We start from the raw sequence: 12,742 nt of genomic DNA on the forward strand, positions 1-12,742 counted from the left end.
GGTTTTATTTACTATTGATTAATAAGGTTTACTTTCTTTGCTTTCTTGTTCTGCCTGTACTACAGCATCATGAGAACCAGTGGTACCAATCGGGCCCTTATTGCTTTTATCAATATTGGTTTTTGCCAGGCCTTCAGCCACCCTTCTGCCGTAATCTGCATCACACTGGGTAAAAAGAGCTATCATTTTATCTTGTATACCTTTATTGGCAGTAGCAAGCGTATTCACCAAATTTAAAATCAATTCGTCTCTTTCCCAGTCTTCAAAATTTCTGTAAGTTTCCCCTGCCTGGCCAAAGTTATTTTGTTTTTCAATTTTTTGACGAACCAAAGCGGCTTGATACATCGGTGTGTGATCTTTTCCTGCACGTTCGGCCTCTTTTGGACCACCTAAACCTGAGGGTTCATAATTAACATGAGGATTAGAAACAATGCCTCCCTGGTTATAAGCCATATTACCATCACGTTGGTTAGTGGCAACCTGTGCTTTTGGTGCATTGATTGGCAACTGAAGGTAATTGGTTCCTACCCGATAACGCTGTGTGTCTGAATAAGAAAATGTCCTTCCCTGAAGCATTCTATCGTCAGAGAAGTCAAGTCCGTCTACCAGAACACCTGTTCCGAAAGCAGCCTGCTCCACTTCAGCAAAATAGTTTTCAGGATTTCTGTTCAGTGTCATCTTACCTACGGGATACCACGGGAATTTTTCCTTAGGCCAGATCTTTGTGTCATCCAATGGATCAAAATCAAGTTCAGGATGATCACCATCTGCCATGATTTGTACGCAAAGCTCCCATTCAGGGAAATTTCCGCTCTCAATGGCTTCATACAAATCCTGAGTAGCATGATTGAAGCTCTTACCCTGAATCTCTGCGGCCATCGCAGAAGTTAGATTTTTTATTCCTTGTAATGGTTCCCAATGGTATTTTATGAGTACTGCTTCACCATCTTTATTAACCCATTTATAGGTGTTCACCCCTGATCCCTGCATCTGTCTATAATTGGCAGGAATTCCCCATGGTGAGAAAAGGAAGGTAATCATGTGTAAAGCCTCAGGTGAATTGCTGATAAAATCAAACTGTCTTTCTCCATCCTGCCGGTTCGTCACTGGGTCCGGCTTAAAAGAATGAATAAAATCAGGAAACTTGAGTGCATCACGAATAAAGAATATTTTCAAATTATTCCCTACTAAATCCCAGTTGCCATCTTCAGTATACATTTTAACTGCAAAGCCACGGGGATCCCGAAGTGTCTCCGGAGAATGACCTCCATGTATTACAGTGGAGAAGCGAACAAACAATTCCGTTTTTTTTCCCTTTTCCTGTAAAAACCTTGCACGGGTATACTTAGAAATAGGCTCATCGCCTACAGCTCCATAAGCTTCGAATACGCCATGGGCACCAGCTCCCCTAGCATGGACTACTCGTTCCGGTATGCGCTCCCTGTCAAAATGAGACATTTTTTCGAGAAAATGATAATTCTCAAGTGTAGCAGGACCCCTGCTACCTACGGTTCTTAAGTTTTGGTTATCATAAACAGGATGGCCATTTCTAGTCGTTAAATTATCTTGTTGGCTCATAATAAATGGTTTAGGTTATCAATGATATAAATATAAACAACTAAAAACCTTTTGCGGAGTAAAAATTTTAAAAAACATCTGGTAAACCATATTCAGCTGTTGTTGTTATGATAGCATGAGTAAAGTAAAAAATCTAATATCCGGATTAGCGGGAGCAATAGCATTGAATATATTGCATGAAACTTTAAAAAAGGAAAAGTCCAATGTGCCCAGAATCGATTTACTTGGCGAAGAGGCTTTGCAAAAAACGCTTCGGCATTTCGGCACCAGCATTGATCAAAAAAAAGATCTTTACAAAGCTACATTGGCAGGCGATGTGCTGAGCAATACTTTTTACTATAGTTTAATCGGCGCCGGAAACCCCGCATATTTATGGCCCAGGGCTATATTCTTGGGTCTGAGTGCAGGCATAGGTGCTGTAAAATTACCTGAACCTATGGGCTTGAATCCTGAACCCGTAGCAAAAACAGATCAGGTAAAAGTGCTCACCGTTGGGTACTATGTGTTTGGTGCTGTCGTAACCGCATTGGCACTGAAGCTATTATCAAATAAGTAATAAAGTATTCCACATTACAAATGGCAAGAAAACAATCTCCTGAAGTGAAAAAGAGCTTCAGAAGCTATTTTCAAAATTGATGTTGAAAATTCAGGTTTACTAAGCGTTGCATTTTGGGGTAAATTTGACCATTCTATTTCATCATGATGAGAAAATCTACAGCAACTGATACCTCAAAGAATAATGATAAAGGGTTGGCATTTCAACGATTCTTCACTAAAGAAGGCGCCAATGTATATGATCTGTTTACCTACGAAAAACGTTCATCTGTTATCCGTAATCCTGGAGGAGATGCTGTTTTTGAAATGAATAGCGTTGAAGTTCCTGCTTCCTGGAGCCAGGTTGCAACAGATATCTTAGCTCAAAAATATCTCCGTAAAACCGGAGTGCCTCAGGCTGACGGAACAACAGGATCTGAAACCAGTATTAAGGAGGTTGCTCACCGCATGGCAAATTGCTGGAAACAATGGGGGCAGCGGTATAATTATTTCTCGTCCCAACAGCATGCACAGGTATTCTATGATGAACTTGTTTATACCATCGTGGGTCAGCTTGCAGCGCCCAACTCTCCTCAGTGGTTTAATACAGGTCTTCACTCCTCCTATGACATTGCAGGTCCGCCTCAAGGCCATTATTTTGTCGACCCGGTTACACAAGTTATACAAAAATCTAAGTCTGCTTATGAGCGGCCACAGCCACACGCATGTTTCATATTATCCGTGAATGATGATCTTGTGAATGACGGTGGTATAATGGACTTATTGATCCGTGAAGCGCGTATATTTAAATATGGTTCTGGTGTAGGTACCAATTATTCCGCTATTCGGGGCGAGAATGAAAAACTTTCAGGAGGAGGCTACTCTTCTGGTTTAATGTCTTTTCTCAAAATCGGTGATCGTGCGGCGGGAGCCATAAAATCTGGTGGCACGACACGTCGCGCAGCAAAAATGGTATGCCTGGACCTCGATCATCCTGAAATTGAAAACTTCGTTAACTGGAAAGTCGATGAGGAGAAAAAAGTCGCTGCCTTAATCGCGGCAGGTTATCCTTCAGATTATGAAGGTGAAGCCTACCGCACGGTGTCGGGACAAAATTCAAATAATTCGGTTCGTATCCCCAATGAATTCTTTAAAGTACTTGATCATCAAGGTAATTGGGACTTAATTGCTCGCACTAACGGTAATATCGTGAAGCGTATACCTGCAGAGAAACTTTGGCAGGATATTGCTTTTGCAGCATGGGCATGTGCAGATCCGGGGGTCCAATTCGATACGACCATAAATGAGTGGCATACCTGCCCCGCTGGTGGACGGATCAACGCCTCTAATCCCTGTTCGGAATACATGTTCCTTGATAATACAGCATGTAACCTCGCCTCCATCAACCTTGCCCATTTCTTTGACCCCAAAACACAGGTTTTTGATGTTAAAGGATTTGAACACGTATGCCGCATCTGGACGGTTGTGCTGGAAATATCCGTTTTGATGGCACAGTTCCCTTCAAAAGAAGTTGCCCAGCTATCTTATGATTACCGCACACTCGGCCTTGGTTATGCCAACCTGGGTGCAATGTTGATGGTCGCCGGCATCCCTTACGATAGTGATAAAGCTCGTGCAATTGCGGGGGCCATCACTGCTGTGATGACCGGAACGGCTTATGCGACTTCAGCTGAATTGGCAAAAGAACTCGGCACATTTAGTAAATATCCCGAAAACAAGAATTCCATGCTGCGTGTAATCCGCAACCATCGCTATGCTGCTTATAATACCAGTGAATACGAAGGGCTAGAGATCGCTCCTCCGGGAATAAATCAAAAGCATTGCCCGGATTATTTGCTAGCTGCTGCCTGCAATGCATGGGATAAGGCTGTAGAATTAGGCGAGAAATATGGTTTTCGTAACGCGCAAACTACGGTTATTGCTCCAACAGGAACGATCGGCCTTGTGATGGACTGTGATACCACAGGTATTGAACCCGATTTTGCGCTGGTTAAATTCAAGAAGCTTTCAGGTGGAGGCTATTTTAAAATCATCAACCATGGGGTTCCTGCTGCCCTTCGTAACCTGGGATATAGGGAAGCTGAAATTGATGCTATAATCAACTATGCCAAAGGTTCCGCATCCTTTAAGGGATCCCCTCATATTAATTTCAACAGCTTAACCGTTAAGGGCTTTTATCCAGAGGAACTTAATAAAATTGAAAAATCATTGCTTGCCGCATTTGAAATTGGTTTTGTGTTTAACCATTGGAGTTTAGGCGAAGCCTGCTTGCAACGTTTGGGATTTACACAAGCACAATATACTGCTACAAATTTCAACTTATTAAGAGCACTTGGATTCAACCGCCGGCAAATTGCTGAGGCAAATCAATTTATTTGCGGAACACTGACCCTCGAAGGTGCGCCATTTTTGAAAAAAGAACATTACCCGATCTTTGATTGTGCAAATAAATGCGGAGAAAAAGGAGAACGTTTTATTCACGCTCATGGCCATATCCGAATGATGGCTGCAGCACAACCTTTCCTATCAGGTGCGATTTCTAAAACCATTAACCTTCCCAATGAAGCCGTTATTGAAGAAATTAAGGACTGTTACGAACTTAGCTGGAAATTAGGTTTGAAGGCAAATGCAATTTATCGTGATGGATGTAAGTTATCTCAGCCCTTGTCTACTAAATCAGCTGATTCAAAAGAAGATCGACTTGATGCTGTTGAAGAAGTTTTAGGCAGGACTGGAAATTTAAGGCTCAGTGACCTCACACCAGAGCAGGTTTTAGAAGCAGCTAGAGCTATACTTGAAAAATCTACAGACACAAAATTCAAACGCCAGCTTTCTTCCGTTGTCGAACGTAAAAATCTCCCCGGAAAAAGAGGCGGGTTTACACAAAAGGCAGCTGTTGGCGGACAAACAGTCTTTGTTCGCACCGGGGAATATGAGGATGGAACTTTAGGTGAAATCTTTGTGGACATGCACAAAGAGGGTGCAACTTTCCGATCGTTGATGAATTGTTTTGCAATTGCGGTTTCTGTTGGTCTTCAATACGGTGTGCCTCTGGAAGAATTTGTAGATAAATTCACCTTTACCCGTTTCGAACCTTCGGGAACTGTAGGCGGCCATGAAAATATTAAAAGTGCCACTTCTGTGATTGACTATATCTTCAGGATGCTGGGCTACGAATATCTAGGTCGTGAGGACCTGGTACATGTAATCACCAAACAACAGGTTGAAGATACCCCACAGCCCGGCCCGCAGAAATTTGTAAATCACCAGTTAGTGAAACCTATGCTGGATATTTCAGGTGGTGGACAATCGGATGCACCAGCATGTGGAAATTGCGGCCACATCATGATCCGATCCGGGACTTGTTATAAATGTTTAAATTGTGGTACGCAAGGAGGTTGCACGTAACGCCCCTTCCTACAATAAGATTACTGCATAAATAACTTATTAATAGACCTTTATTGTAAAACTTTTATCAATTGCAGTGGTTTAATAAAAAGGTGTGGTATTAAATTTTGTAGATATGAAAACCCTGATCGTGCTTACCGATTTTTCAAAGGCTGCAACAAATGCAGCCCGGTATGCTGCCGCATTAACCCACCAGTTCCCGGTTTCAAGGTTTATCCTATTTAATTCTTATGAATTTAAACCTGTAGCAACAGATATCCCTATGACCAACCAGGCTGGTATGGCAGCACAACGTGAAGAAAGCATCCGAAAACTTGAAAAATTAAAAGTAGACCTACAGTCCTCAATTGCCCCTGATACCCAGGTAGAAATTATGGCTGTTGAAAATGCCTTAATTTATGCTGTACATTCTCTCACAGAACAACTTCATGCTGAATTAACAGTGATGGGAATTACGGGCATGAGTGGCTTTGAGAGAGCTATTATAGGCAGCAATACAGTTACTGTCGCCAGAGAAATCACAACTCCTTTATTGCTCGTGCCACATATGGCCGCATTTGAGAAAATTAACAAGGTTGTCTTTGCTACAGATCTTAAAAACAACCTAAGGAAATCTGCTACGGAGATAAAAACTATTATAAATGCGTTAGGTGCGCGTTTATTGATTTTGAATGTTGAAAAAAGCGGAAAAGAGCATTTCAATACTGCGCTGGTAACCGAACAAGCTATGTTGCATGAAGTTTGGGATGAAAATGATCCCGAATATTACTTTAATGAAAATGATGATATTGCTGCTGGAATTTTAGACTTTATTAAAACACATGATGTCCAGGTGGTGATTGCTATCCCAAAACAGCATAGCTTTTTTGAAAGTCTGTTCCATAAAAGTATTACAAAAAGGCTAACTTATCATACGCCAATTCCTTTGCTGTTACTACAACCAGGTTGATTTGTTCTACTTCATTCTGTGACTACCTTTACCTATTTCTGTGCAATATGACCTGAAAGTCGTTTCATCATAAAATCATGAGTTGGTGATAGTGAATAAGGACCTAAATAAACATCAAGCATTTTTAGAAAATTTATATCTTTAGTTAAGGATAAATAAAAAAGATAAATTATGGTGCGCTTCATTTTAACTTCCATTATGGCATTAAGCATGGTGTCTATGCTCAATTCAAAGCCTGAAGACCTTATCAATACCACTTGGTCTGGTAAAATTAATGTACCTGACCCTGTTGATGCCGAAATGGAATTTAGAAACGATAGCCTCTTCACTTATATAGGCACAGACCTGGTAGAAACCACTTCCTTCAAAATTAAAGGTGATACTTTAATTTTACAAAAAATAAGTGGCATGAGTACCTGTGACCAGCAACCCGCTGATTATAAATATACCATCAAGGATGAAGTGTTAAAATTAGAAGCATTAAATGATAACTGTGCCGAGCGTAAATCAGCATTTTCAAACGATGGTTTTAAAAGACTTAAATGATGCTGTGAGCAAACTCCTAAACAAAAAACCCGTTTCTTTGCGGAAACGGGTTAGACTTGAAAGCACTAAAAACTAGCCTAATTATTTAATTTCAATTTGACGAACAATTTGCTTTGCCTCTTCTTTTTTAGCAACTGATATAGTCAAAATACCATTATCATATTTTGCTTCTATATTGGCGTCATCAGCAGAATCTGGCAGAGCGAAAGAACGCACAAACGAATTGTAGCTGAATTCTCGTTTGTTGTATTGCTTATTGTTTTCTTCATGCTGCATTTGCTGCTCAACTGATACTGTTAAAAGATTTCGATCAAGTTTAACCTTGAAATCATCCTTATTTAAGCCAGGAGCAGCCATTTCAATTTGATATTGATCCTCAGTTTCACATACGTTAACTGCAGGAACTCTTGAAATCATCCTGTCAGACAAGAATGAGTCATTGAACATGGATTCGAAAATATCGTTGAATCCAGTTGTTAAAGCATTTTCTTTTGGTCCTTTATTAAATTTAATCAGTGACATAAATAAAACCTCCTTTATTCAAGAATTAATACATCAATTAAACTTTCAAATCCAATTAAAATAATCAACTCGTATGCCAAATTGTAAAATCATCAGATTACGCCCTTAGCCATACGTAAAAACTGAAATTTTTTCATATCATTGAAAATTTGACACAGCCACACTTACAAAATGGCAGAGCATGTAAGGTCATTCCTCTTTCTTGTTTTCCCTGTCTTCATCTTCCTCGTTTTCATTGCCCCCATCCTCATCTTCTTTAATAATGACTGTTCCTGCTGTTGGCACAGGATTATTAGAACCAGTACCGTTTGTTAGAGGAATAGACTCCTCGTCGTTTTCTTTTGCAATCTGATCCTGCTGGCTTGTTGGATTTACATCCTCTTGATTTTTTAATTTACCAGTATCTTGTTCTTCCATCATCTTTAAGTTTCTTCATTAAACAAACAGATCAACCGGTAGTTCTAAATAATCGACAAAATTTGAATTTATTCGATTAAAACCATCGAAATCCTGATTTTTGTCGTTTACCTGGAAGAATAAAACTAAACATCAAAGTTTTTGTTATAACTTAAACTCATCAATTGATTCAAATGAAACCATCATACGTTTATGATCGCTTCATCAACATTAAAAACAATTATCCCCATGAAAAATTATTTAATTATTGCATTACTTTCAGCGACAACCATCTTTAATTCATGTTCCAGCAACAAAGATACGGAGGTTGCGGAAGCCAAACTTGCCACTACTGCAGATGCAAAGGATATCGGAACTGCTAAATTTTTCCAACTTGCAGACGGAAAGATGAGAATGGATCTTGAAATCAACTTTCCAGCCAGGGCTGACAGTACAGTTGCAGTTCATTTTCATGAACATGGTGATTGTGGAAACATGGGTGAAAATGCACATGGGCACTGGAATCCCACTAAAGAGAACCATGGTGAATGGAATTCTGCGGCTTATCATTCCGGCGATATCGGAAACATCCAATTGGACAATAAAGGCCAAGGCAAGGTTTCAATCACTACAGACAGATGGAGTATTGTAGACAATGATGCAAATACCATTATTGGCCGTGGAATTATTGTCCATGGTGGAACTGATGATTATACGACACAACCAACTGGTAACTCTGGCCCGAGAGTAGGCTGCGGAGTGATCACAAAGATTTAATTAAGTGTATGATAAAAAAAGGACTCTGAGATAGAGTCCTTTTTTTATGTTCACTAAGGTTGCCGAGGTGTACCTGCGCCACCTCCTGTAGTAGCTGTATCCCCCGTTCCTTTACCACTATTTCCAGTGTTGTTCATGGCGCTATCAACCATTCCAACTGAGTCTGTCGATACGGTATCAACCATTGATGTATCCGTTATCAGGGAGTCTGAGTTCCCGGATTCTTGCGTGTTAGAACCACATCCCGCCATAGCAATCCCGGCCAGGGCGAAGATCATAAAAAAAGTTTTTCTCATCCGTAATATGTAATTATTACACATAAAATTCGATTAATTATAGAGAGAACATTTAAACCTCAATTAAGTTGAACTTAAAACACATTCAGGGGTTTTACGCAGACTATTCATAGGTATTTGTAACCAAAATTTTATCACTTTACGGCTACTCCTATAACTATATATTTGCTTTTCATCGGAATTACACTAGCCAATAAAGCATCTATCTTACCTAAAAAATTTCTTTGTTCCTCATTTCTCCCAAAGCACCCAAAAAATCCTTCTGTTGTATAGTCCAAGGAACTGAAAGATGAAAATAAATCATCCATCTCACTCATTTTTAAATAGTTCCAGTTTTTTGTTCCATAACCTTTCCTAAACACCCGGTGTAACAAGGTTGATTCCAGGTTTTCAGCAAAAAGCAAAATCCCTCCTGGTTTCAATGCCTTATAGATTTCGTTTACCGTGCTCGCTTTTTTTTGATTTTCATCACTACTGATCCCACCCAAAATTGATTTAAAGATGATTAAATCAAAATAATTCTCATACGGAATATTTGTAGCATCCAAGGCCCCATAAGTGATCCTCGATGACATGTTGTATTTTTTATGAATATGATAGGCATCTTTTTCAGGGCCATTCAAATCTGTACAAAACACTTTGTTCTTATTTAAAGCGAGCCACAAAGACATCCCGCCTTTACTTGATCCTAATTCTAAACATTGGTATTCTTTATTAGTAATTGAAGCATTTTTCTCCCAGTAATCAATTGCTTTAGACCAGTTTCGAATGTCCCAGGCTACAATGTCATTAATCAATTCTTTTTCCACAGGTTATAATTTAAGTTTATATATAATAATAATCTCACCGTAAAACAGCTTGTTACGATGACATGCTAGTTCGTATATTAACAAATGGCTTCGTTAAGAAAGGATTCAAGAGTTGAAAACGTCAATTGTAAACCCATACTTTTCATAAATATACCTATGGATTAAGGTTCATAGACTGATTAATATGAAATTGTGTAATTGCACACTTGTGTATCTACACATAGATATACATTTGAAATGAAGTGGTTTTTTAACTGATATTCAGTCGTACACACTACGGGGAATCGCTTAAAATAACCAATAAACTTGCTTCAAACTATTGTTTAAATAGAATATTATACGAACTGATTTACTGAGTTTTATATTAAACTAACAGAATAATTATAGATGGTTTATTTCCTATTCGTCTGTTACAGATTTTAATAAAACCCTGCGATTAAAATGCTATTAAATTTAGCAACAAAATTTTGATACAATTCATGCCAAAAAGGATGTCAAAATAATATTTGGTATTAATTATCCTCACACTTCCCAAATTGAGGTGATAAAAAACTTAATTAAATCTTAGCTGTTAAAGCTAAAAATGAAAGCAAACGCTCAGGGTCAACAGCCACAAACAAAGAACAAAATCTGTGATCGTTTTAGCTTCATCACCATTAAAAAACAAACTATATACTGGATTATAATGGATATATATTGGACCGACAATGCATGTGGCATGTATCTACGTTTTTATGGAAAAAGGTAGATACAACGTAGATCCATGGTACATCCAAGGTACATCCACCCTAGGGTCAATATAAGTTAACAATAGCTTTGTCACCATTAAAAAAATGAAATGATGTATAACGCAGTAAGAGCAGTTATAATCATGACTGCATATTTGGTTATTTATATAGTTTTATTTGAGGTTAAGGCGCCTCAGCCCTTGCTATCAATTTTATTCCTCATATCTCCATTCCTGATGGTTTATATGGTATATATTATCCTGAAAGATCAAGGATTTAAATACCCTGAGTTAGGACCACAGGAAGAGTGGGGTTACGTTGACCGCCCTCGTGAAACCATTTACCCTCCTGCTTGTTACCCATTTATGGAACCTTTTCAAATTGAAATCAATATTCTGGACGATAGCAAAACATTATTGGTTTATCCAGGTCCCAATCGGGGTACCTATGATGTTTTTGAAGACAGGCGACGGCTTGGCATTCTCTATAGAGACCGGAGCCAAGGTGGCATATGGTGCAGTAAAGACCCCATACCTGTGGAATTGGTCAACCTGATTGGAGACCGTATTGATGCCTATGAAAATTGAGGTTTATACTCATAATCTATAAATTGACACGCATGCCTATGCCTAATTTAAAAATGTCTGTTAAAGGAACCGCCCCAACATTTTTGAAATAGCTCACGAGGTACAGCTCGTTGGTGTTAAACTCGGTATATAATCTGACACCCTTGATTTTTGATGTTTTAAATATTTTTAGGGCATCGAGCTCCAACTCCGTACTGATTGAAATATGTGGCCGTAAAGCAGTTGACCACCAATAATAACCGTCTTCGTAAGTATCTTTGTCCCAATGAAAATCAAATTGTTTCCCAAAATGATAGGTAACAAAAACTCCCGGGTTGGCAGGATAAAGTGCTATGCCATCTGATATCTTCAATTTCCATGGGCGATAAGCAAATTTACCGCTTAAAATATGCAGTGTCCCCCCCCTGCTCTCCGGAACATAACCGTAGTTAAAATCAAGCGATCCCCGCTTATTTTTAAACACCGGATAACCGATGCCTACGCTCATAAAACCAATGCTACCTGCATGTTGGATTACTATATCTTTGGGAACCAGAAATTCTAGAACTTGAGCCTTAGCTTCGTTCGCACTAAACAGTAAAATGCACAACAAGCTATAGAACAGGTTTTTAATACGCAATATTTTCAAACTTAAGTTTTCCATCCAAAATTTCGATGAGTACAAATTTTCTTTTTTCAATAGGATCAGTAATGATGTAAGGAATGCTATTTTGAAACCCCGGATAGAATACACGGTGGTTATGGGTATGCGCATATAAAGCCGCTAAAGTATTGGGGGAATTATTAACCGTATTTACATACTCCGTAGCTAATGTTTCATCGAAATCAGCATCATCGGGCGGTACGTGGGCTATGGCAATATAGGCGTCTACTCCTGTTTCAGGTGATAATTGCTGTTTAAGCCAGTTTAAATCAGGCACATGACCTTCAAAGGAGGACTCGCGGCTATTGGTGTTATGGCAAACAAATTTTACGCCTTTGTAAACAAAGGAAAAGTTAAGTTCGCCGAACATGTGTTTGTAAACTCTTTCGCCATTGGCAACCAAATCATGATTACCTATCACCCCTATGTAGGGACTGCTTAGCTTTGAAAATATCTGGTCAACAGATTCCATTTCCTGGTATAGGCCAAAATCAGATATGTCTCCATTTAGAACCACAAAATCAATTTCAGGTAACTTATTAATGGCGTCCACTAAATCTTTTGAATCTTTATAGGCGCGTTGACTGTCGCCCGTTAAAATGAAGCGTATGCGTGCATCCCCCGGTTCTTCGTTAAGGCGGTTAATGCTATTCTGGTTAATATTTGTCGGACTATCACCACTAAAAACCTGATTAGGGCTATATTCAAGGCCTCCGCACCCTAACAGGAGAATGTGCAATGGCAATATAGATCTAATTAATTTTAACATAAGTCTGCTTCATTTATATTTCTGCAAATCTGCCTAAAATAATTGACTATAAATATAAAAAAGTCAGCACCGCACAACTATAGACAATTGGATGATAAATTCATAACCTTTGTTAGCCCAGGAAGTTTTTAATAATATATTTTTCTCTATAATTTTTATGTCAACTAAAAAGTTGAAGC

The 12,742-nt window shown here is 39.0% G+C and carries 12 protein-coding genes and 1 pseudogene; 6 read left to right on the top strand and 7 right to left on the bottom strand.

What is annotated here, in order from left to right:
- Window positions 1–18: 18 nt before the first annotated feature.
- Window positions 19–1,572: pseudogene (locus tag WG905_RS07140) on the bottom strand (catalase); the annotation flags it as partial.
- Between the two features lie 121 nt (window positions 1,573–1,693).
- Between WG905_RS07140 and WG905_RS07145 the strand changes: the two are divergent.
- The 4 genes from WG905_RS07145 (at window position 1,694) to WG905_RS07160 (ending at window position 7,036) form a co-directional block, all read left to right on the top strand.
- Window positions 1,694–2,134, top strand: coding sequence for a hypothetical protein (locus WG905_RS07145; RefSeq protein WP_339591020.1), 441 nt, complete (start codon window positions 1,694–1,696; stop codon window positions 2,132–2,134).
- A 146-nt stretch (window positions 2,135–2,280) separates the two neighbouring features.
- Window positions 2,281–5,541: a vitamin B12-dependent ribonucleotide reductase gene (locus WG905_RS07150; RefSeq protein WP_431844505.1), complete on the top strand. Its 3,261-nt coding sequence runs from the start codon at window positions 2,281–2,283 to the stop codon at window positions 5,539–5,541.
- A 115-nt stretch (window positions 5,542–5,656) separates the two neighbouring features.
- Entirely contained in the window at window positions 5,657–6,490 is an 834-nt protein-coding gene (locus WG905_RS07155; protein ID WP_339591022.1) for a universal stress protein, read from the top strand.
- A gap of 171 nt (window positions 6,491–6,661) precedes the next feature.
- Window positions 6,662–7,036 carry a hypothetical protein gene (locus WG905_RS07160; protein ID WP_339591023.1) on the top strand — a complete coding sequence of 125 codons (375 nt, stop codon included), beginning with the start codon at window positions 6,662–6,664 and terminating at the stop codon, window positions 7,034–7,036.
- Window positions 7,037–7,117: 81 nt separating this feature from the next.
- Here the strand turns inward: WG905_RS07160 and WG905_RS07165 are convergent, their stop codons facing one another.
- Together WG905_RS07165 and WG905_RS07170 are read right to left on the bottom strand one after the other, a co-directional pair.
- Window positions 7,118–7,558, bottom strand: coding sequence for an Hsp20/alpha crystallin family protein (locus tag WG905_RS07165; protein WP_339591024.1), 441 nt, complete (start codon window positions 7,556–7,558; stop codon window positions 7,118–7,120).
- A gap of 189 nt (window positions 7,559–7,747) precedes the next feature.
- Window positions 7,748–7,978, bottom strand: a complete 231-nt coding sequence (locus WG905_RS07170; RefSeq protein ID WP_339591025.1) for a hypothetical protein — start codon at window positions 7,976–7,978, stop codon at window positions 7,748–7,750.
- 225 nt (window positions 7,979–8,203) lie between these two features.
- On the opposite strand from WG905_RS07170, the gene WG905_RS07175 reads away from it, so the two are divergent.
- Window positions 8,204–8,731, top strand: coding sequence for a superoxide dismutase family protein (locus tag WG905_RS07175; protein ID WP_339591026.1), 528 nt, complete (start codon window positions 8,204–8,206; stop codon window positions 8,729–8,731).
- Between the two features lie 53 nt (window positions 8,732–8,784).
- Here the strand turns inward: WG905_RS07175 and WG905_RS07180 are convergent, their stop codons facing one another.
- Entirely contained in the window at window positions 8,785–8,916 is a 132-nt protein-coding gene (locus WG905_RS07180; protein ID WP_339591027.1) for a hypothetical protein, read from the bottom strand.
- Between the two features lie 245 nt (window positions 8,917–9,161).
- Window positions 9,162–9,836, bottom strand: coding sequence for a class I SAM-dependent methyltransferase (locus WG905_RS07185; protein ID WP_339591028.1), 675 nt, complete (start codon window positions 9,834–9,836; stop codon window positions 9,162–9,164).
- 838 nt (window positions 9,837–10,674) lie between these two features.
- On the opposite strand from WG905_RS07185, the gene WG905_RS07190 reads away from it, so the two are divergent.
- Window positions 10,675–11,151 carry a hypothetical protein gene (locus tag WG905_RS07190; protein ID WP_339591029.1) on the top strand — a complete coding sequence of 159 codons (477 nt, stop codon included), beginning with the start codon at window positions 10,675–10,677 and terminating at the stop codon, window positions 11,149–11,151.
- 16 nt (window positions 11,152–11,167) lie between these two features.
- Here the strand turns inward: WG905_RS07190 and WG905_RS07195 are convergent, their stop codons facing one another.
- The gene (locus tag WG905_RS07195) at window positions 11,168–11,794 is read right to left on the bottom strand and encodes a hypothetical protein (RefSeq protein ID WP_339591030.1); all 627 of its coding nucleotides are present in this window, start codon (window positions 11,792–11,794) and stop codon (window positions 11,168–11,170) included.
- Entirely contained in the window at window positions 11,760–12,563 is an 804-nt protein-coding gene (locus tag WG905_RS07200) for a metallophosphoesterase family protein (RefSeq protein ID WP_339591031.1), read from the bottom strand. Before WG905_RS07200 ends, WG905_RS07195 begins: the two co-directional genes overlap by 35 nt.
- Window positions 12,564–12,742 lie beyond the last annotated feature (179 nt).

Source organism: Pedobacter immunditicola, from assembly GCF_037482985.1.
Taxonomy (GTDB): Bacteria; Bacteroidota; Bacteroidia; order Sphingobacteriales; family Sphingobacteriaceae; genus Pedobacter; species Pedobacter immunditicola.

Excerpts from the sequence above, each read along its gene's own strand:
- WG905_RS07145 (WP_339591020.1), top strand. The coding sequence starts at position 1,694 with ATGAGTAAAGTAAAAAATCTAATATCCGGATTAGCGGGAGCAATAGCA.
- WG905_RS07165 (WP_339591024.1), bottom strand. The coding sequence starts at position 7,558 with ATGTCACTGATTAAATTTAATAAAGGACCAAAAGAAAATGCTTTAACA.
- WG905_RS07175 (WP_339591026.1), top strand. The coding sequence starts at position 8,204 with ATGAAAAATTATTTAATTATTGCATTACTTTCAGCGACAACCATCTTT.
- WG905_RS07180 (WP_339591027.1), bottom strand. The coding sequence starts at position 8,916 with ATGGTTGATACCGTATCGACAGACTCAGTTGGAATGGTTGATAGCGCC.
- WG905_RS07160 (WP_339591023.1), top strand. The coding sequence starts at position 6,662 with ATGGTGCGCTTCATTTTAACTTCCATTATGGCATTAAGCATGGTGTCT.
- WG905_RS07200 (WP_339591031.1), bottom strand. The coding sequence starts at position 12,563 with ATGTTAAAATTAATTAGATCTATATTGCCATTGCACATTCTCCTGTTA.
- WG905_RS07150 (WP_431844505.1), top strand. The coding sequence starts at position 2,281 with ATGAGAAAATCTACAGCAACTGATACCTCAAAGAATAATGATAAAGGG.
- WG905_RS07190 (WP_339591029.1), top strand. The coding sequence starts at position 10,675 with ATGATGTATAACGCAGTAAGAGCAGTTATAATCATGACTGCATATTTG.
- WG905_RS07155 (WP_339591022.1), top strand. The coding sequence starts at position 5,657 with ATGAAAACCCTGATCGTGCTTACCGATTTTTCAAAGGCTGCAACAAAT.
- WG905_RS07170 (WP_339591025.1), bottom strand. The coding sequence starts at position 7,978 with ATGATGGAAGAACAAGATACTGGTAAATTAAAAAATCAAGAGGATGTA.
- WG905_RS07195 (WP_339591030.1), bottom strand. The coding sequence starts at position 11,794 with ATGGAAAACTTAAGTTTGAAAATATTGCGTATTAAAAACCTGTTCTAT.